Origin of the sequence: Streptomyces sp. HNM0575 (assembly GCF_012726265.1) — a bacterium.
Classification (GTDB): domain Bacteria; phylum Actinomycetota; class Actinomycetes; order Streptomycetales; family Streptomycetaceae; genus Streptomyces.
This window is the reverse complement of the sequence record NZ_JAASAG010000005.1, coordinates 25,938-45,769: the sequence shown is the minus strand read 5'-3', so window position 1 is coordinate 45,769 and position 19,832 is coordinate 25,938. Positions and strand designations below refer to the sequence as shown.

General features: G+C 70.9%; 17 protein-coding genes. 8 read left to right on the top strand and 9 right to left on the bottom strand.

Going from position 1 to position 19,832, the window contains the following annotated elements; translation table 11 throughout:
• Nucleotides 1–210 precede the first annotated feature (210 nt).
• Nucleotides 211–729 (top strand): hypothetical protein, encoded by a 519-nt coding sequence (locus HCC61_RS13900; RefSeq protein WP_169135750.1) that lies wholly within the window; start codon nucleotides 211–213, stop codon nucleotides 727–729.
• On the top strand, nucleotides 726–1,184 hold the full coding sequence (locus HCC61_RS13895) for a transcriptional regulator (protein ID WP_169135749.1): 459 nt from the start codon (nucleotides 726–728) through the stop codon (nucleotides 1,182–1,184). The genes HCC61_RS13900 and HCC61_RS13895 overlap by 4 nt, the downstream gene beginning before the upstream one ends.
• 42 nt (nucleotides 1,185–1,226) lie before the next feature.
• Here HCC61_RS13895 and HCC61_RS13890 read toward each other — a convergent pair whose 3' ends face one another.
• Both HCC61_RS13890 and HCC61_RS30690 read right to left on the bottom strand, forming a co-directional pair.
• Nucleotides 1,227–3,200, bottom strand: a complete 1,974-nt coding sequence (locus HCC61_RS13890; protein WP_169135748.1) for a P-loop NTPase fold protein — start codon at nucleotides 3,198–3,200, stop codon at nucleotides 1,227–1,229.
• 137 nt (nucleotides 3,201–3,337) lie between these two features.
• On the bottom strand, nucleotides 3,338–3,844 hold the full coding sequence (locus HCC61_RS30690) for an ATP-binding protein (protein WP_346777184.1): 507 nt from the start codon (nucleotides 3,842–3,844) through the stop codon (nucleotides 3,338–3,340).
• A 415-nt stretch (nucleotides 3,845–4,259) separates the two neighbouring features.
• On the opposite strand from HCC61_RS30690, the gene HCC61_RS13880 reads away from it, so the two are divergent.
• Nucleotides 4,260–7,295 (top strand): glycoside hydrolase family 38 C-terminal domain-containing protein, encoded by a 3,036-nt coding sequence (locus HCC61_RS13880; protein WP_169135746.1) that lies wholly within the window; start codon nucleotides 4,260–4,262, stop codon nucleotides 7,293–7,295.
• Between the two features lie 170 nt (nucleotides 7,296–7,465).
• Here the strand turns inward: HCC61_RS13880 and HCC61_RS13875 are convergent, their stop codons facing one another.
• Together HCC61_RS13875 and HCC61_RS13870 are read right to left on the bottom strand one after the other, a co-directional pair.
• Complete coding sequence (locus HCC61_RS13875; RefSeq protein WP_169135745.1) at nucleotides 7,466–8,941, bottom strand: HAMP domain-containing sensor histidine kinase; 1,476 nt, start codon at nucleotides 8,939–8,941, stop codon at nucleotides 7,466–7,468.
• Between the two features lie 51 nt (nucleotides 8,942–8,992).
• Nucleotides 8,993–9,712, bottom strand: a complete 720-nt coding sequence (locus HCC61_RS13870) for a response regulator transcription factor (protein WP_169135744.1) — start codon at nucleotides 9,710–9,712, stop codon at nucleotides 8,993–8,995.
• A 300-nt stretch (nucleotides 9,713–10,012) separates the two neighbouring features.
• On the opposite strand from HCC61_RS13870, the gene HCC61_RS13865 reads away from it, so the two are divergent.
• The 5 genes from HCC61_RS13865 (at nucleotide 10,013) to HCC61_RS13845 (ending at nucleotide 16,026) form a co-directional block, all read left to right on the top strand.
• The gene (locus HCC61_RS13865) at nucleotides 10,013–10,789 is read left to right on the top strand and encodes an amino acid ABC transporter ATP-binding protein (RefSeq protein WP_169135743.1); all 777 of its coding nucleotides are present in this window, start codon (nucleotides 10,013–10,015) and stop codon (nucleotides 10,787–10,789) included.
• 427 nt (nucleotides 10,790–11,216) lie between these two features.
• Entirely contained in the window at nucleotides 11,217–12,137 is a 921-nt protein-coding gene (locus HCC61_RS13860) for a glutamate ABC transporter substrate-binding protein (protein ID WP_169135742.1), read from the top strand.
• 155 nt (nucleotides 12,138–12,292) lie between these two features.
• A complete protein-coding gene (locus HCC61_RS13855) occupies nucleotides 12,293–12,940 on the top strand; it encodes an amino acid ABC transporter permease (protein WP_169135741.1) in 648 nt (215 codons plus the stop codon).
• On the top strand, nucleotides 12,937–13,809 hold the full coding sequence (locus tag HCC61_RS13850) for an amino acid ABC transporter permease (protein WP_169135740.1): 873 nt from the start codon (nucleotides 12,937–12,939) through the stop codon (nucleotides 13,807–13,809). The genes HCC61_RS13855 and HCC61_RS13850 overlap by 4 nt, the downstream gene beginning before the upstream one ends.
• Nucleotides 13,810–14,136: 327 nt before the next feature.
• Complete coding sequence (locus HCC61_RS13845; protein WP_169135739.1) at nucleotides 14,137–16,026, top strand: FAD-dependent monooxygenase; 1,890 nt, start codon at nucleotides 14,137–14,139, stop codon at nucleotides 16,024–16,026.
• 73 nt (nucleotides 16,027–16,099) lie between these two features.
• On the opposite strand, the gene recX is transcribed toward HCC61_RS13845, so the two are convergent.
• The 5 genes from recX to HCC61_RS13820 form a co-directional block, all read right to left on the bottom strand.
• Complete coding sequence (gene recX / locus HCC61_RS13840; protein ID WP_346777183.1) at nucleotides 16,100–16,912, bottom strand: recombination regulator RecX; 813 nt, start codon at nucleotides 16,910–16,912, stop codon at nucleotides 16,100–16,102.
• 3 nt (nucleotides 16,913–16,915) lie between these two features.
• Nucleotides 16,916–18,049, bottom strand: coding sequence for a recombinase RecA (gene recA / locus HCC61_RS13835; RefSeq protein ID WP_169135738.1), 1,134 nt, complete (start codon nucleotides 18,047–18,049; stop codon nucleotides 16,916–16,918).
• Nucleotides 18,050–18,293: 244 nt separating this feature from the next.
• The gene (locus HCC61_RS13830; RefSeq protein ID WP_169135737.1) at nucleotides 18,294–18,488 is read right to left on the bottom strand and encodes a DUF3046 domain-containing protein; all 195 of its coding nucleotides are present in this window, start codon (nucleotides 18,486–18,488) and stop codon (nucleotides 18,294–18,296) included.
• A gap of 81 nt (nucleotides 18,489–18,569) precedes the next feature.
• Complete coding sequence (locus tag HCC61_RS13825; protein ID WP_169135736.1) at nucleotides 18,570–18,884, bottom strand: AzlD domain-containing protein; 315 nt, start codon at nucleotides 18,882–18,884, stop codon at nucleotides 18,570–18,572.
• Nucleotides 18,881–19,702, bottom strand: coding sequence for an AzlC family ABC transporter permease (locus HCC61_RS13820; protein WP_346777217.1), 822 nt, complete (start codon nucleotides 19,700–19,702; stop codon nucleotides 18,881–18,883). Before HCC61_RS13820 ends, HCC61_RS13825 begins: the two co-directional genes overlap by 4 nt.
• Nucleotides 19,703–19,832 lie beyond the last annotated feature (130 nt).

Sequence of the window (19,832 nt, the reverse complement as noted above, 5' to 3'; positions counted from 1 at the left end):
CGCGCGAACGCGCTGTCTCATGCCGCCGGGCGGCCCGCGGATCTCGACGTCGATCCCGGTACCTACCCCACCTCCACAGGCCGCCCGCCCCAACTCCCCCCGCACACAGTCACTTTCCACTCAGGAAAGCACTTGCCGCGCCGGATGAGGCAGTGCTACTTTCCTTACAGGAAAGTAGTTTCGACGAGAGAAAGCACTGGAGTGGTCACGATGACGGAGCGACGTCCGACGCCCGAGGAGGCGGCACGCGCACTGGACCAGATCGAGCGGCGGGAGGAGCAGGCGATCAGCACCGCGACGGGCGAAGCGCTCTGGGTGCGGGTGGCCATGGGCCTCGTGATGCTCGGCTATCTCGCCTCTCAGGACTTCCTCGGCAGCGACGCGCGCACGTGGGTGTACCTCGGCTTCTCGCTGGTGGTCGTCACGTACGCGGTGCTGCTGCGGACCCGGCGCGGCTCCGGTCTCCTCGGCCGGTCCGTCCGCGTCGACAGGAAGGCGGCCGCCCACGCCACCCAGTACACGCAGTGGATACCGTTCGCGATCGTCGCCCTCGCCATCGGACTCGGCTACGCCGGTAACCGGATGCACCTCGGCGACGTCCCGTACTGGCACACGGGCCTGGGAGTCGTGCTGGCGGTCACCGTCGCGTTCTTCAGCCCCGCCATGGAGCGCGGCCTGCTCTCGCTCGGCAGGCGCACGCCGCGCGGCACCGACGCCGTACGGCCATGACGCGCCCGGACTTCGACCCGCTCCTCCTCGACCCGACGCGGCTGTCGATCGTGTCGCTGCTCGCGGCCACGGAGTGGGCCGAGTTCGGCTGGGTCCGCGACTCCGTGAGCATGTCCGACTCGGCGCTGTCCAAGCAGGTCACGACGTTGAGCAGGCAGGGCTACGTCGAGACCGAGAAGGGGTACGTGGGCAAGCGACCGCGTACCTGGCTGAACCTGAGCGAGAGCGGGCGCGAGGCGCTGGAGCGCCACGTCTCGGCCCTACAGCGGATCGTGGAGCAGTCACGGCAGACGGCCGGATCGAGCGAGGCGGCCGACTCGGGCGAGACCGGCGGCACGACCGGCGCGAACGGGACGGGACGGGGGCACGATGACACGGCGGAGCGGAAGGCCACTCCTTCCGCTCCTTCCGCCGGGCGTGCGGCCAGGCGCTCGCCGCCCCCGGCGGGTGCCTGACACGGGCGGCGCGGACTGCGGCCTCCGGCACGGGAGTCGGGCCTACCGGGACTCCTGGTAAGACTGCGGCTGCGGCTGCGAGTACGGCCGCGGTTCGTCCCGCGCCTCGCGCCCGGCCGCCACCCTGGCGACCAACTGCTGGAGCACGTCCGGGCTCGCGGTGATCCCTGCCCCCAACTCCTCGGCCTTCGCCTCGCGCGCGGGCGTGATCCGGCCGGTGAAGAAGATCACCGGGCCGGTGTAGAACTCGCCGCGGGAGAGCCCCACCACATCGTTGAACCCGGCCTCCTGGTCCGAGCCGCGCGTGATGTCCGAGATCAGCAAGTCGTGGCTGCCTGCGCCGAGTTGGCGCTCCGCCTCCGCCCGGTCCGCCACCACCTCAACCGACGCTCCGGCTCTGCGCATCGCCCGCGCGTCCAGCTCCACGCTGGACGGGTTGTCGTCGATCCAGAGGATGCGCATGCCCTCCAGGGCCTGCGCGGGCCGTCCCCGCGGACCGTCCGGCGCGACGGCCTCGGCCGGATACGCCGGCGGCGGATATCCCTGGACCGCCGGATACGGCGGTCCAGGGATACCCGGATACGACTGCACGCCCTGGTACTGCGGGTAGCCGCCGGGGGCCTGGTACGCGGGCGCATACGGCTCCGGCTGAGGCGCCGCGGGCTCCGCCGCGCTGCGGAGCGGCTGCTGCCGGAGCCGGTTGATCAGCTCCTCTGCCTCCGGCTGTTCCATCAGGTCGTCGATGAGCGAGGTGAATCCCCGGTCGTTGACCAACTGGGGGAAGCCGCTGGGCAGTTGTGCTTCCAGCTCGGCCAGGTTCTCCGCCCAGCCGTTCGCGTTCCCCGGCGTCGGCTGCCGCACCTGATGCTCCGCGAAGAAGCCAGCCATCTCCGCGTCGCTCGCCGCGTCGTCGTCGACCTCCAGCAGCCTCAGCCGGACCTGGCGGTAGGTCCGGAACTCGGAGAGCACGTCACCGTAGGCGCCGATCCGGCCGGCCAGCATCCGGTAGAAGTCCGGGTAGAGGTACTGGAGCACGAGGGCGCTGATGACCGTGTCGGCGGCCTTGGAGACGAAGTCCCGCCACAGTGGGTTGAGTCCGACCTCCAGCACGAAGCCGTTGATCAGCTTCTTGATGCGCCGCGGATTGCGCTCGGAGTGCTCGGCGATACGGGAGACCAGCCCGTCGTTGAGCAGCATGTGAATGCCCGAGTCGTACGCGCAGCGGCGTACGAAGTCCTCGATGCCGCCGCTGTCCGGCACGGGAATCCGGTAGGTCGTCTGGAAGATCTTCTCCATGAACGCCGAACCGGCGGGCGACAGATCGCGCAGCAGGCCGTTGGACGCGAGCGCCGAGCGGTCGCAGCCGATGACGAAGGCGACCCCCGGCACGTCCAGATAGACCTTCACCGCCTCGCACACCGCGAGGACCGTCTCCTCCGAGCAGCGGTCGAGGTCGTCGACGAAGACGACCAGCAGCTCCCGGGGCGAGAAGTCGCCGCTCTCGACCCGGTCCTGCACCGCCGTTCTGATCGCCTGCCGCGTGGCGTTACGGGCCTGCGGGCTCACGGAGAACTCTTTCCACAAGCGGTTCACCAGCGGTGCCAGACCGAGCATTCCGACGAGCAGCACGAACACGGCGCGGAAGACCGCCCGCAGGGTCCTGCGCTCGGCGAAGCTCTGGATCACGCGGCGCACGATCCGCTTGTCGAGGCGCATCAGAACGGACTTGATCAGGCCCTCGAGGGCGTCCTCGTCCGACGAAGTCCACGCGTTGTACCAGACCGTGCGGGCCTTGTGAACGTCCGTCAGCTCCTTGTCGACGAGGCGCATCAGGCTGCTCTTGCCGGTCCCCCACCCCGAGTCGACGGCCAGGGTGAAGGGCGTGGAGCTGCGCGAGGCGACCAGCAGCGCGGCGAGCTGCTGCGCGGGGTCGCGGGCGCGCAGCAGGTCCGCCTGTGCGTCGGCCACCGGCTCGTCGTTGATGAGTGAGAACTGGAGCGGGTTGTACCCGGCCACGGAACGCCCCCGTTGTCCGCCGTCTTCCGCCTTCCGGAACGTGGTCATCGTAGTCGCACGTGAGGAGTGGCGTGGGTGGCGAACGCGGCCGGCCGGCGGCCGACTGCCGTACGCACGGCGGGAGTCGGGCAGCAGACCTACGGTCCGGCCGCCGGGCCCGGACCGTAGGCCCGGCTCAGACCGGCCGGGGACAGATCCAGGTCCGCCCACACCGTCTTGCCGGACGGCGAGCGCGGAGCGACGCCCCAGCGGCTCGCGAGCGTCTCGACGAGGAGCAGGCCGCGGCCCGACTCGGCGTCCGGGGCGGGGAGTTGAGGCCGCTCCGGCGCGGACTCCCCTCTGGCGTCCGCGACTTCGATCCGGAGGGTGGCGGGGAGCAGCAGGCCAGGGCCGGTCAGCAGGCGGAGCCGGAAGCTGCGGCCCGTGACCCGGCCGTGGGTGGCGGCGTTCGTCGCGAGTTCCGCGATGAGGAGCGAGGCCGTCAGGGAGACCTCGTCGTCGTACGGCCAGCCCCACGCGGCCAGTTGCTGGGTGCCCATCAGCCGGGCGAGGCGGGCACCCCGCGGGGTCGAGCTGAAGAGCTGCACGAATTCGTATACGGGCGCGCCGATTTCGGCCCGGGCGCCTGCGGTCTGGGCTTTCACGACACTGAGAGTGTCCGCCCGGACGTGATCGGTCGAGAGAATCAGCTGGTACGAGGTACCTGCGTACCAGTTCGGCTCCCCGGGCGTACGTGCCGTCCGCCGAGGCGGGTCGGTCCTGGGCCTCGGAGTCGCTGCGCTCGGAGTCGCTGCGCGTCCTCGGAGCCACTGCGCGTCCTCCGAGTGACTTCGCTCGGCGGCACCTCTCGGCGGCACTGCGCTCGGAGGCACCGCACACCCTGCCTCAAGGAGCCGGACGGCCCGTCGCCCACCGTGCGGAGAAGCGCACGGACCGGCCCCCTCCCATACGCGACCGCGGGCTGAAACACAACGCTGTCGCGGCGGCCGACGGGATGGCAGGCTCCTCACCAGGTGGAACGTAACGAGCACCCGAGGACCCGTAGATCGGAGCAGTGCCATGCACGACGACCGCCGCATCGTTGAGGACCGCCTGCGCCGTGTCCTGGCAGAGCGGATCAAGCCCGCCGTATACAGCAGTCCCCTCCCCCTGACCGTCGAGCGCTGGGACGCGCCGGGCGAGCCCGTGCCGGTGGCGGAGGGACTCGCCGCGCCGTACGGGCCCTCGAAGGCGGGTGAGCGGTGGGGCCCGGCGTGGGGCACGACGTGGTTCAAGGTGACCGGGCAGGTGCCGCAGGAGTGGCGGGGCCGTGCCGTCGAGGCGGTGCTGGACCTGGGCTTCGAGCGGAACATGCCGGGCTTCCAGTGCGAGGGCCTGGTCTACCGGGCCGACGGCGAGGCCGTGAAGGCGCTCAATCCGCGCAACGACTGGGTCCGTGTCGCCGACTCCGCCGCCGGCTGGGAGGCCGTCGAGCTGTTCGTCGAGGCGGCGGCGAACCCGATCGTCAACACGCCGCAGCTGCCCACGTATCAGGGCGACCGGCTCACTTCCGGCGACCGCCGGCTCTACCGGCTGCGCCGCATGGACCTCGCGGTCTTCGAGTCCGAGGTGTGGGAGCTGGTGCAGGACCTGGAGGTGGCCGGGTCGCTGATGAAGGAGCTGCCTCTGGAGGACGCGCGGCGCTGGGAGCTGCTGCGCGGGATCGAGGAGGCCCTCGACGCTCTCGGCGTCCATGACATCGTTGGCAACGCCTCCCGCGCGCGTGCCGCCCTCAGCGCTGTGCTGTCCGCTCCCGCGCGCCCCTCCGCGCACCGCATCAGCGCCGTCGGGCACGCGCACATCGACTCGGCGTGGCTGTGGCCGGTGCGGGAGACCGTACGGAAGGTGGCCCGTACGGCGTCGAACATGGTCAATCTCATGGACGACCACCCGGACTTCGTCTTCGCCATGTCCTCGGCCCAGCAGCTGGACTGGATCAAGCAGTACCGGCCCGAGGTCTATGCGAAGGTCAAGAAGAAGGTGGCGGACGGCCAGTTCGTGCCGGTGGGCGGCATGTGGGTCGAGTCCGACACGAACATGGTCGGCGGCGAGGCCATGGCGCGGCAGTTCGTCTACGGGAAGCGCTTCTTCCTGGAGGAGTTCGGCGTCGAGACCCGTGAGGTGTGGCTGCCGGACTCCTTCGGCTACACGGCGGCGATGCCGCAGATCGTGAAGCTGGCGGGCGCCAAGTGGTTCCTGACGCAGAAGATCTCGTGGAGCGAGACGAACAAGTTCCCGCACCACACCTTCTGGTGGGAGGGCATCGACGGCACCCGCGTCTTCACCCACTTCCCGCCGGTCGACACCTACAACTCCGACCTGGGCGGCGCCGAGATGGCGCACGCCGCGCGCAACTACCAGGAGAAGGGCGTCGGTTCACGTTCGCTGGCCCCCTTCGGCTGGGGCGACGGCGGCGGCGGTTCGACGCGCGAGATGCTGGCGCGCGCGGAGCGGCTGAAGGATCTGGAGGGCTCGCCGCGGGTGACCGTGGAGAAGCCGTCGGCGTTCTTCTCCAAGGCGCAGGAGGAGTACGGGAGCAAGGCCCCGGTGTGGGCCGGCGAGCTGTATCTGGAGCTGCACCGCGGCACGTACACCTCGCAGGCGAAGACCAAGCAGGGCAACCGGCACAGCGAATCCCTGCTGCGCGAGGCCGAGTTGTGGGCGGCGACGGCTGCCGTACGGGCCGGACACCCGTACCCGTACGAGCAGTTGGACGAGCTGTGGAAGACGGTGCTGCTGCACCAGTTCCACGACATCCTGCCCGGCTCCTCGATCGCCTGGGTGCACCGCGAGGCACGTGAGACGTATGCGCGTGTACGGGCCGAGCTGGAGGAGATCGTGGCGGGCGCGCAGGCCGCGCTCGCGGGCGAGGGCGACGAGCCGCTCGTCTTCAACGCAGCGCCGCACGCGCGAGACGGAGTGCCCGCGGGCGGCGCCGCACCGGCCGCGCAGCGAGCGGGCGGTGCGCCCGTCACGGCGGAGGAGCGCGACGGCGGCGGCTGGGTGCTGGGCAACGGCCTGCTGCGGATCGAGATCGACGGCCGCGGTCTCGTCGTCTCCGCGTACGACGAGGAGGGCAGGCGGGAGAGCGTCGCACCGGGCGCGGCCGCCAACCTGCTCCAGATCCACCCCGATCTGCCCAACCACTGGGACGCGTGGGACGTCGACCGCTTCTACCGGCACGAGGTCACCGACCTCACCGGCACGGACGCGCTGGAGCTGGCCGAGTCGGACGGTAAGCGCGCCACGGTGCGCGTCGCGCGCTCCTTCGGCGGCTCGACGGTGGTGCAGCGGCTGACGCTGCGGACCGGTTCGAAGGTGCTGGACATCGACACCGAAGTGGACTGGCACGAGACCGAGATGTTCCTCAAGGCTGCCTTCCCGCTGGATGTGAAGGCGGACCGGTCGGCGGCGGAGACCCAGTTCGGGCACGTCTTCAGGCCGACGCACACCAACACCTCGTGGGAGTCGGCGAAGTTCGAGATCTGCGCGCACCGCTGGATCCAGGTTGAGGAGCCCGGCTGGGGCGCGGCGCTCGTCAACGACTCGACGTACGGGCACGACGTGACCCGTACGGTCCGCGAGGACGGCGGGCAGACCACCACCGTGCGCCTCTCGCTGCTGCGCGCGCCCCGCTACCCGGACCCGGAGACCGACCAGGGCACGCACCGGCTGCGCTTCGCGCTCGCACCCGGCGCGACCGTCGGTGACGCGGTGCGGGAGGGCCACCGGATCAACCTCCCGGAACGCACGGTGCACGGCGGCGGCTCCGCGGTCGCCCCGTTGGTCGGCGTCGACGACGACCAGGTGGTCGTCGAAGCGGTCAAGCTGGCGGACGACCGCAGCGGCGACGTGGTGGTGCGGCTGTACGAGTCGCACGGCGGTCGGGCCCACGCGGTGCTGTCGGCCGGCACGCCGGTGACGTCGGTGAGCGAGACGGACCTACTGGAACGCCCGATGGAGGGCGCCGGTACGTACGGCCTCTCGCCGGACGGCTCGGTCCAGGTGACTCTGCGGCCCTTCCAGATCCTGACGCTCCGCCTGGCGAGGGCGTAGGGAGCCGAAGGCCCGCGACAGGCGCGTGACCGGCAGGCGTGAGGCCGGCAGACACGTGACCGGCAGGCGGGGCCCGCACGTCGGGCTCCGCCCCGCCGTCCCGGCGGACCGTCGGACCGGCGGACCGGCGGGCTGGGGTTCCGAGCGAGGGCCGGGCCCGCGCACGCCCGTCACCCCTCCCTGGAGGCGGGCTCCTTCGGGCGCTTGATCAAGGAGACCACCGCCCGGCTCCCGGCGTCTCCCCCCTCGTCGTCGTCCGCCGACGGGCGGGTGCGCGGCACGGTGATCACGACGCGCAGGCCCTTCGGGTCGTTGTGTGCGTACTCCAGCTTCGCCCCGCCCGATGCGAGCAGCGCCCTGGTGATGGACAGCCCGAGTCCCGAGCCCGAGATGTTCTGGTGGCGGTTGCTGCGCCAGAAGCGGTCGCCGATGCGCTCCATCTCCTCCTCGGTGAGCCCCGGCCCGTGGTCCGCGATCTCCAGGATGACGCTGGAGTTCTCCCTGGAGACGCCGACGGTGACGCTCTCGCCTTCCGGCGTGAACTTGATCGCGTTGTCGACGACGGCGTCCAGCGCGCTGGACAGCGCGACCGGATCGGCCCATCCCGTCACCGCCTTGCGGCCCGCCCACTCCAGCACGACGCCCTTGATCTCCGCGACGGGACGCCATGCCTCGACGCGCTCGGCCGCCACCTCCGCGACGTCCGTCAGCTGGAGGTCGGCGGGTGAGTGCTCGGCGAGGGCCAGGGCGAGCAGATCGTCCAGCACCCGGGCCAGACGGTTCCCCTCGGCCTGTACGGACTTGAACTCCTCGTCCCCCTCGGGCAGTTCGAGACCGAGCAGCTCGATCCGCAGCAGCAGCGCGGAGAGCGGATTGCGCAGCTGGTGCGAGGCGTCGGCGACGAAGGCGCGCTGCTGCTCCAGCACGTTCTCGACGTTGTCGGCCATCTCGTTGAAGGAGTGGGCAAGCCGCTGCAACTCGGGAGGGCCGCCCGACGCGGCGACACGGGACTTGAACTCGCCGACGGCGATCTCGTGCGCGGCCCGGTCCAGCGTACGCACGGGACGCAGCACCCATCCCGTCAGCCGCAGCGCCAGCCCCACGGCGAGCAGCATCGCCGCCGCCTCTCCGGCGACGATCGGAAGCCAGCCCTGGAGGATGCGCGAACGCATCTGCCCCGTCGGCGAATCGGTGAGGACGACCGCCGCCACGTCGCCGTCCCGGATGACGGGCGAGGCGACGGCTATGTGCTCGTCCTGCCACGGCCACACCTGCTCGGGGTCGTGGCTGCGCCGGCCCGCGAGCGCCTCCGCGAACGCGTCCGCGCCCTGGCCCGACTCCGGCACCCTCCAGCCGCCGGGCGAGACGCCGAGGGCGCGGCCGTCGCGCAGGAAGACGCCGGCGTCGATGCCGTACAGGGTGTGATAGCGGTGCAATTCGTCCCGGAGTATGGCCAGCCGCTCGTCCTCGTCCGGCGAGGAGGCCACGAACTGGGCGAGCGCGGCGAAGCGCGCGGTGTCGTCGATGCGGTCGACGACGACGCGCTGCTGCTCGGCCGCGGCCTGGCTCATGGCGAGCGGGAAGCCCAGGGCGAGCAGCACACCGGCGAGCAGGACGATCAGCAGTGGCAGCAGACGTGCGTGCATGTTCTCTTCGGCTCCCGGTCCCCTGGTCCCTCGGTATCCCGGCCCGTACGCCTAAGCCGTCTGCGACGGTTCGACGAGGCGGTAGCCGACTCCGCGCACGGTCTCGATCAGCGCGGGCAGCCGCAGCTTCGAGCGCAGCGACGCCACATGCACCTCCAGGGTCCGCCCCGTCCCCTCCCAGCTGGTGCGCCAGACCTCGCTGATGATCTGCTCGCGCCGGAAGACGACACCGGGCCGCTGTGCGAGCAGCGCCAGCACGTCGAACTCCTTCCGCGTCAGGGCCACGGGGGACCCGTCCACGCACACCTGCCGGGTGGGCAGTTCGATGGTCACGGCACCGACCCGGAGCGTGCTGTCCGCGGGGGTGTTCTCGTCGCGCCCCGACTCCGCGCTCTCCTCGGGGGCGGCACGGCGGCTGACGGCATGGATACGGGCCAGCAGCTCGCCGGTGTCGTAAGGCTTCACGACGTAGTCGTCGGCGCCGAGGTTGAGACCGTGGATACGGGAGCGCACGCCGCCGCGCGCCGTCACCATGATCACGGGCGTGGAGCTGATCTTCCTTATACGGCCGCAGACTTCGAAGCCGTCCTGGTCCGGCAGGCCCAGATCGAGCAGCACGACGCCGAAGGGCGCCACGTCCTCGGAGGGCAGAAGCTCACGCAGGGCCTCCTCGCCGCCGCGGGCGTGCACGACGTCGAAGCCGTGCCGTGCGAGCACGGCGGAGAGCGCCGTGGCGACGTGGATGTCGTCCTCGACGAGCAGCAGCCTCACTCGGGCCTCCCTCCCTCCGCGATGCCGCCCCGGCGCGCGGTCGTACACGATCCGGCACATGCGTCCACGCGCCCGGGTACTGCATCCACCCGTATCGGCGCAGGTGAGTCAAGGGGCTCCCTGTGGCACGGGGCTTCCGTTATTCAGCCGGTACGACAGACTACGGATTCCGCGCCGCCTGCGTGGCCGGGTCCGTTCCGCGACGGGATCGTTATGCTCAATTTCCCCTCAGATGTAATGACGCTGCTGGCAGTCGCTCATTAGTGTCCTCGCAACCGACGAGGACGGAGCTACACGCCGATGAGCGAAGTATCGGTGGCCAAGGACGCCGCGGCGGCCGCGGACGATCTGGTCGTACTGGACCACGTGAACAAGCACTTCGGTGCTCTGCACGTGCTCCAGGACATCGACCTGACCATCGCCCGCGGAGAGGTCGTCGTCGTCATCGGGCCCTCCGGGTCGGGCAAGTCGACGCTGTGCCGCACCATCAACCGCCTCGAGACCGTCGACTCCGGCAGCATCTCCATCGACGGCAAGCCGCTGCCCGAGGAGGGCAAGCCGCTGGCCAGGCTCCGTGCGGACGTCGGAATGGTCTTCCAGGCCTTCAACCTCTTCGCGCACAAGACGGTGCTCGAGAACGTGATGCTCGGCCAGACCAAGGTCCGCCGCACCGACAAGCAGGCCGCCGAGACGAAGGCGCGGGCGCTTCTCGACCGGGTCGGGGTCGGCAACCAGGCCGACAAGTACCCCGCGCAGCTCTCCGGGGGTCAGCAGCAGCGGGTGGCCATCGCCCGCGCGCTCGCCATGGACCCCAAGGTGATGCTCTTCGACGAGCCCACCTCCGCGCTGGACCCCGAGATGATCAACGAGGTCCTCGAGGTGATGAAGCAGCTCGCCGACGAGGGCATGACGATGGTCGTCGTCACGCACGAGATGGGCTTCGCGCGCTCGGCGGCGAACCGGGTCGTCTTCATGTCGGACGGCCGGATCGTCGAGGAGGCGACTCCGGACCAGTTCTTCAACAACCCCCGCAGTGACCGGGCGAAGGACTTCCTCGCGAAGATCCTTCACCACTGATGTGCCGCTGAGGGAGTTCTTCGCCAGGCGGCAGACACCAGAACTCCGGAACTCCGGAGCACGTCCAGCATTCCGATCCGTTCCGATCCGAACCGTTCAGATCCGAGTTCCAGCACGATCCGAGTTCAGCACCAGACCCCAGAGGCAGCGCCAGAAGCAGCATCCGCACCAGCACGACCGCCGGCGACGAGTCCGCCCGCACGGAGCGAACGCCGGTCCCGCCGCCCGGTTCGCCGGCCGTCCGGCTGCCACCCCACCGGCAGCCGGGGGGCCGGGCGCCGCGGCGGACCGCAAGGCCCACGGACCGGCGGAACCCGGCGTACGGCCACCGACGTCGTACGACCCGTGCACGTGCCCGTACGCACCGTACGAGACCGCCCGCACGACCGCCGACCAGCAGCAGAACACCTAGCAAGGGATGCCCATCATGAAGTTCCGCAAGACCGCCGCCTCGGCGGCCGTGGTCCTCACGCTCGCCCTGTCAGCCACCGCCTGCGGAGGCAAGAAGGGCACCGCCGGTGACAAGCCGGGCGGTGACACGGACACCAAGGCGCTGCCGACGTACGAGGTCGCCAAGGACGTCAAGGTCGACTCCCCCGTGATCAAGAAGGCGCAGAAGCGCGGCAAGCTGATCATCGGCGCCAAGTCCGACCAGCCCTACCTCGGCTTCCAGGACCCCTCGACCAATAAGTACGAGGGCTTCGACATCGAGGTCGCCAAGATGGTCGCCGCCGACCTGGGCTTCGGCGCGAAGGACATCCAGTTCAAGACGATCGACTCCTCGGTCCGCGAGACGGCGATCTCGAAGGGCCAGGTCGACCTGATGGTGGGCACGTACACCATCAACGACGAGCGGAAGAAGCAGGTCGCCTTCGCCGGCCCGTACTACATGGCCGGTCAGGACCTGCTGGTCCGCAAGGACGAGAAGTCGATCAAGGGCCCCGACAGCATCAAGGGCAAGAAGGTCTGTTCCATCACCGGCTCCACGCCGCTTCAGAACCTCAAGGACAACAAGTCCAAGTACGGGGCCGAGCCGGTCGAGTTCGGCAAGTACACGGACTGCGTCAAGCAGCTCCTCGACGGCCAGGTCGACGCCATGACCACCGACGACGCGATTCTCAAGGGCTACGCCGCCGAGCGTCCGACCAAGCTCAAGGTCGTCGGCAAGACCTTCAGCGAGGAGCCGTACGGCATCGGCCTGAAGAAGGGCGACAAGGAGCTCCAGAACGCCGTGCTCGACGCCGTCGAGGCGCACCAGAAGGACGGCAGCTACAAGAAGGCCTACGACGCGACGCTGGGCAAGTCCGGCTCGAAGTTCGAGGAGCCGCCGGCCCTGGAGCGCAACTGACGGCTCAGCGCCGAGGCTCGAGAGCCGACGGCTCGGAGCCGGCGCCCGTCGGCGCGGCTCCGGCCGCCCGGCGCGCCACCCGCGTCCCGTACGCCCTTCCAAGCACGGGCGGGCGTACGGGACGCGGTCTTCCCTGACCGCCCTGCGGAGACCCCATGAATGTTCTGCTCGACCACCTGGACCTGTTCCGAGACGGATTCATCGGAACGGTCTCTCTGACCGCGGCCAGCGCCGCGCTCTCCCTCGTGCTCGGCGTGCTGATAGCCGGCTTCCGGGTCTCGCCGGTGCCGCCGCTGCGCGCGTTCGGCACCGCGTGGGTCACGGTGCTGCGCAACACCCCACTGACGCTGCTGTTCCTCGTGGCCTTCTTCGTACTGCCGCAAATAGCCTTCCCCGGCATCAGCACGTACATCCTGGGCGTGCTGGCGCTGGGCTTCTACACCTCGTCGTTCGTGTGCGAGGCGGTGCGCTCCGGCATCAGCACCGTGCCGCTCGGGCAGGCGGAGGCCGCCCGCAGCCTGGGCATGACCTTCGTGCAGACGCTCCGCATGGTGGTGCTCCCGCAGGCGACCCGGACCGTGATCCCGCCGCTGAGCAGCATCATGATCGCCCTCACCAAGAACTCCGCTATCGCCGGCGCCTTCAACAACCCCGAGCTCTTCAGCGTCCAGAAGGTGCTGAGCGACAAGGGCTACAACGTCATGGTCATCTTCGTCTGGGTGGCCCTCGCCTACCTCGTGCTCGTCTTCCTGATCAGCGGCCTCTTCCGGTTGCTGGAGCGCAGGCTGGAGGTCGCCCGATGAGCTCGTCCGTACTCTTCGACGCACCGGGTCCCAAGGCCCGCGCGCGCAACCGCACTTACGCCGTCGTCGGCACCGCCGTGCTCCTCGCTCTCCTCGCCTTCGTCGTCTACCGGCTGGCGGCCAAGGGCCAGCTGAACGGCGCGATGTGGGACATCTTCAACTACCAGGGCGTACGCAACTCCATCGCCGAGGGCATCATCAGCACCCTTCAGGCCTTCGCGATGGCGGGCGTGCTGTCGCTGGTGCTCGCCGCACTGCTCGCCGTGGCGCGGCTGTCCGACCACAGGCCCGTCAGCTGGGCCGCGACCGGCGTCATCGAACTGTTCCGCGCCGTGCCCCTGCTGATCACCATCTACGTGCTGTGGGTCGGCTTCTTCACCAGCGAGCCGCTGTGGGCGGTGGTCCTGGGCCTCACGCTGTACAACGGCGCGGTGCAGGCCGAGGTGCTGCGCGCCGGAATCCTCGCGGTGCCCAAGGGGCAGACCGAGGCCGCGTACGCGCTGGGCATGAGCAAGACCCAGGTGATGACGACGGTCCTCATCCCGCAGGCCGTACGGTCCATGCTGCCGACGATCGTCAGCCAGCTCGTCGTGACGCTGAAGGACACCTCGCTCGGCTTCGTCATCACCTACGAGGAACTGCTCTACGCCGGACGGCAGTTGGCCAGCACCATCCTCGTCGACGGGGAGAACCCGTACGTGCCCGTCGTGCTGGTCTTCGGCGCCATCTACGTCGCCATGTGCCTCGCCCTGTCCGCACTCGCGAACTGGATCGAGCGGCGCGGACGCCGCGCCAAGACCGGCATCCAGGTGGCCGAGGCGCAGACCGCGGCACCAGACATGGGCGGCGGCGCGGGGCCCGCGGCCTGACGCCGGGCCGCCCGTGCTCACGGAACGCGGGCGGAGGGCGAGCGGACGCGGAAAGCTGCCGGACGCGGAGCGCGCGGGCCCGGAGAGCCGGGGAGAGGGACGGGCTGGAGCGCGCGAGCCGAACTCAGGGGCGGCGGCCTGGACTTGTCACGGTCTGTCCGGGCCGCCGCTCCCGCCGTTCCGGCTCAGCTTGACGCGTGACCTGGCACTGGGTTGCATACGTTTCGTGATCGCGCACTGTGCTCCACCCGCTTCCGCTTCCGCCTTCTCAACCGCCGGTGCGGGCCGGGCGGTCCGCGGTGCCCGGCACCGCTCGGAGAGCAGCGCGTGAGCGAGTCCGAAGTCATCGTCGTCGGCGCGGGGCCGGCCGGACTCGCCCTGTCACTGGCACTCGCGAAGTCGGGAGTGCCGTCACTCGTGCTGGACAACGGCCACGGCGAAGCGACCGTGCGTGCGGCCCGCAGCTGTGTCCTCCGCCCCGACACTGCCTCATGGCTCACGGCGTTGACCGCCCCGCACACCACCGTTCCTTGCGCCCGCTGGACCCGCTGGAGCACACGGCGCCGCCGGCAGCTCGTCCAGGACGTCGAGTTGACCGACGAGACCTCCCCGGTCCATGTGGAACAGCACGAGCTGGAACGGGGTCTTCGTGCCGCGATCGGGAAGGAGCGGCTCGCCCAGATCGTCACGCGCAGCCACGTCGACATCATCGAGCAGGACGCGACCGGGGTCACCGCGCACACCAGACCACGCGGGGCACTCCTGCCGGCTGGCGACGAGGACGGCGGCGGCGAAGGGGACTCCGGATCCGGCGGGCCGGGCGGTTCCGGTGCGCATGGCGACTCCCGTGCGGCGGCCCGTGGCGGCACCTGGTGGCGCGGCAGCTATCTGGTCGGCTGCGACGGGGCGCGATCGACCGTGAGGAAACTCCTCGGTGTGGGATTCGCGGGCCGCACCGCCGTCGAACGGCACGCGGTCGCGGCGCTGCGGACGGAGCTTCCCTGGGGTGAACAGGCCCTGCTGCACCGTGAACTGGGTGGCGGAGGAGGCGCCGGACGGACGGGCCCGGCGGGATCCGTACCGCAGACGGAGGTGACGGCCCGCCCGCTGCCGGACGGGGCGTGGCGGCTGGACTGGCTGCTTCCGCCGCGCGGCGAACTCGTCACGCCGGAAGCCCTGTTGGAACGCATCCACGACACGCTCGGACAGTGGCACGCGGACGGAGGTGGCGCGGGAGCCGGTGCCGGTTCGGGCGCGGGCACCGTTGCCGGTGCGGGTGCGGGGGCCGGTGCGGGGGCCGCTGCCGGCTCCACGGGTGAGGCCGCGCCGTACGAGCTCCTCGACACCGGCGTGTACACCTCCCACCAGCGCCTCGCCCGCCGCTGGCGCGTGCAGCGCACGTTCCTCGCGGGCGACGCGGCCCATCTCGTCGGCGCGCTCGGCGTCCAGTCCGTGGACGAAGGGCTGCGCGACGCCGCGAACCTCGCCTGGAAACTCGCAATGGCCTGGCACGAAGCCAACGGCGTACGTGGACCCCGCGTCGACCGCGACGCGGTCGAAGTCCTCCTGGACAGCTACGAGTCGGAACGGCGCGGCGCCGTCGGAGCCCGGCTGCGCGCCGTCGACCAGGCCCTGCCCCTGGTACGCCGGGAGGGCGGAGGGCTGCGGTCGATGCTGCCGGGCGGCGGCTCCCGCACCCCGCTGGAGCTGCTGACGGACGGTCACCTGGGACGCGGGCTGCTGGGCGCACCCGCCGTGTACCGGGGCTCGCCGCTCACCCCTCCGCGGAACGCCGTCGACACCGTGCCCGTCGAGACGCCGCCCGGGGCGCCCGTCGCCGACGTGCCCGTGATCGCGCTGAACGGGGAGCGCGGACGGCTTCGCGAGCAACTCACGGGCCCGGACTGCGAGCTCACGGTGCTGCTCGTCGCACCCGGCACCGCCGTGTGGGACAGCCGCCACTGGCTCTCGGCGGGCATGATGCCCGAACTCGCCGCCGCCGTCGGCGCGTTGCCCCTCAAGGCCAGGCTGCTGGTGACGGAGGAGTATCCGGGCGCCGCGGCGCACACCCTGCTGATGATACGGCCCGACGGTCATCTGGTGGCGGCCCTGCCGGGCCCGCGCACCGCCCAGTTGAGATCGGTCGCCGACGCGGTACGCGGCGGCACCCTGCCGGATCACCGCCCCCCCGCCCCCTCCCGCGGGGCACGCCGTTAGGCCGAGGCGCCGTCCGCGGGAGTGCCGAAGTGCAAGGAGACGGGGAGGAGTTGCGGCCGGGCGAGCACCGCGGCTACTCGTCCGGCAGATACCGGTCCAGCGCCTCGGAGTCCTCTCCCTCTTCCTCCAGCGCCTGCCGTACGACCCGCAGCGCCAGCCCCTCCCCGTACCCCCTGCGAGCGAGCATCCCGGCGAGGCGTCGTATGCGCTTCTCCCGGTCCAGCCCCCTGGTGGAGCGCAGCTTGCCCTCCACCAGAGCGCGTGCCGTCTCCGCCTCGCGCTCCGCGTCGAGTTGGCCCACGGCGTCCTCGATGACCTGGGAGTCCACGCCCTTGGTACGCAGCTCACGAGCGAGCGCCCCCCGCGCGAGCCCACGGCTGTGATGGCGGGACTCCACCCACGCGTCCGCGAAGGCGACGTCGTCGATCAGCCCGACCTCCTCGAAGCGCGAAAGCACCTCTTCGGCGGCCTCGTCGGGGATCTCCCGTTTACGCAGGGCGCCGGCGAGCTGCTGCCGCGTCCTCGGCGTACCGGTGAGCAGTCTCAGACAAATCGACCGCGCCTGCTCCACCGGGTCCTTCGGCGGATCCTTCGCCGGATCACTGCCCGGCCCCGGCGTACCACCCCTGCCCTTCCGGCTGCCGGCTTCCCCATCGCCATCCGGATCGCCGTCGCCGTCCTCTCTGTCGCCGTCGTCCCCGTACCCAGGGCCCGGGTACTCCCCCTCCTCGGCGTCGTCGGAGGACGGCTCACCCTCGTCCGAGCGCAGCGGACCACCGGACGAACGTCCGCGTGACCTACGGGACTTGCGCGGTGACCCCACCTCGGCCCTCGACGAAGTGGGGCCACCGCTGTCTTGATCCGGCCATGGCGTGCGCCGCGTCACGGATCAGCTCTTCGTGGCAGCCGACTTGGGAGCCTTCGCCTTCGACACCGGCGCCGCCTTCCCCGCGTCGACCGCCCCGTCAGCGGGAGGCACGGCCGCGCCGGCGGCATCGGCACCCGGCTCGCCGCCGGGCTCCTCCGGCGCCACACCGATGCCCAGCTTCTCCTTGATCTTCTTCTCGATCTCGTTGGCCAGATCGGGGTTGTCACGCAGGAAGTTGCGGGCGTTCTCCTTGCCCTGGCCCAGCTGATCGCCCTCGTACGTGTACCAGGCGCCGGACTTGCGGATGAAGCCGTTCTCCACGCCCATGTCGATCAGCCCGCCCTCGCGGCTGATGCCCTGTCCGTAGAGGATGTCGAACTCGGCCTGCTTGAACGGCGGTGCGACCTTGTTCTTCACGACCTTGACCCGGGTGCGGTTGCCCACCGCGTCGGTGCCGTCCTTGAGCGTCTCGATCCGGCGGATGTCGAGCCGCACGGATGCGTAGAACTTCAGCGCCCGGCCGCCGGTCGTGGTCTCCGGCGACCCGAACATGACCCCGACCTTCTCACGCAGCTGGTTGATGAAGATCGCCGTGGTCTTGGAGTGGTTGAGCGCACCGGTGATCTTCCGCAGCGCCTGGCTCATCAGCCGGGCCTGGAGACCCACATGCGAGTCGCCCATCTCGCCCTCGATCTCCGCACGCGGCACGAGCGCGGCGACGGAGTCGATGACGATCAGGTCGAGCGCGCCGGAGCGGATGAGCATGTCCGTGATTTCCAGGGCCTGTTCGCCGTTGTCCGGCTGGGAGAGGATCAGCGCGTCCGTGTCGACGCCGAGCTTCTTCGCGTACTCCGGGTCGAGCGCGTGCTCGGCGTCGACGAACGCGACGGTGCCGCCGCCCTTCTGCGCGTTGGCCACCGCGTGCAGCGTCAGGGTCGTCTTGCCGGAGGACTCCGGCCCGTACACCTCCACCACGCGGCCGCGGGGGAGACCTCCGGCGCCGAGTGCGACGTCGAGAGCGGTGGACCCGGTGGGGATGACCTCGACCGGCTCGTTCGGCCGCTCCCCCATGCGCATCACGGCGCCCTTGCCGAACTGCCGCTCAATCTGCGCGAGGGCGGTTTCGAGCGCCTTCTCGCGGTCGGTTTCTGCCATGGGTGCCACCCGGTTTGCTTGAGTCGATCGCTTCACGTCCACGACGCTAGCGTCTGCCACTGACAATCGGCCCGGCTCCCCGCTCCCCGGCCGGAAGGCCGGAGCGGGAGTACCCGCCAGGGCCTCCATAAGAATCGATGTTCGATTTTTACGTCAACCCACTCTGAAAATCTGTGGACAACTCACGAAATCCCTGTTCAAAAGGGCGAGTTGGGCCGGGCTGACGCTGCCGCCCGTACGGCGTTCACCGCTTCTCTGCGGGCACGTCCATGACGGCGCAGACGGTGCGCCAGATGTCCTTCGCGTCCCAGCCGGCCGCCAGGGCCTCGTGCACCGTACGGCCGCCGAGCTCCGACATCACATGGTCACGGGCGAAGGAGTCCGCGTAGGTCTCGCCGAAGTGCTCCGCCATCCGCTGCCAGAAGTCAGTCAACCGCATGGGTCCAGTATCCAGCCCCGGCCCGGCCTGCCGTGCGCCCGCCGTACACGGCCCCCGGCTCCGGACCCGGCTCCCCGCTCCTCATGCGCCCCATCCCAGCGCCCGTACCGCCGCGGTGACCAGCACCGCCGTGGCGATGACCACCAGGAAGGGAGCCCGCAGCACCAGCGTCACCGCCGCCGCCCCGAGCCCGGCGGCCCTCGCGTCCAACAGCAGCGAGCCGCCGTCGCCGAAGGTCTGCTGCGCCGTCAGCGCGGCGAGCAGCGCGACCGGAAGCAGCGTCACGAGCCGCTTGACGAAGGGGTGTTCAAGCATGCCCTGCGGCACGGACAGCCCCAGCAGCTTCGCGGCGTAGCAGCCGAGGGCCGTCACGCCGACGGCGATCCACACGCTCACAGCCGCCCCTCCCCCGGCCCGGCGCCGTCCTCGGAACCGGGGGCCTCCTCGGGGACGGTGGCCTCCTCGGTGCCGGTGGCCTCCGCGGTACCGGTGGCCTCCTCGGTACCGGTGCCGGTGCCGATCCCGTCCTCCGACGCTGCGCAGCCGCCGCCCGGCTTCCGCCCCCGCCGCCTGTCCCTCAGCCCCTGCGCCAGCAGCACGGCCGGTGCCGCCAGCGCCGCGAGCAGCACCGGCACTCCGCCCGGCAGTACGGGCAGCAGCCCGAGGCCGAGTGCCGCGCCCAGAGCCGCGGTCGCGCGGGCCGCGCCGGTACGGAGCATGGGCGCCAGCAGCGCGAGGAAGACCGCGGGACCGGCCGCGTCCAGTCCCCATGTCGCGGTGTCGCCCAGTGCGCCCGCCCCGAGCGCACCGAGCAGCGTGGTGAGGTTCCACAGGACGAAGACCGTCACGCCGGTGACGGTGAAGCCGATGCGGGCGCTGCGCCGGGTCCGCTGTGCGAGGGTGACCGCCGCCGTCTCGTCGATGACCATGTGGGCGGCGAGCGGACGTACGGCACGCGGCAGCCGCAGCAGTGCGGCGAGCCGCAGACCGTAGAAGGCGTTCCGCACGCCGAGGAAGAACGCACCGGCCGCGGCGGTGAGCGGTCCCGCGCCCGCGGCGAGCGCCCCGACGAGGGCGAACTGCGAGGCGCCGGTGAAGACCAGCAGGCTCAGCGCGCACGCCTGGGCGGTGCTGATGCCGGCCTCCACCGCGGTCACGCCGAAGGCGAAGCCGGAGAGACCGACCGCGACGCCCACGCCCAGCGCGTCGCGCACGACGGCACGGTCACGCTGCGGCGTATCCGGCGGCGGGCCGGTGGCAGAGTCTGAGTCGTCCTTCTGTTCGAGCACGCGCGTCACGCTAGCCGGGACGCACAGCCCTGGTCTTGTACGTTTTTGCGCTACG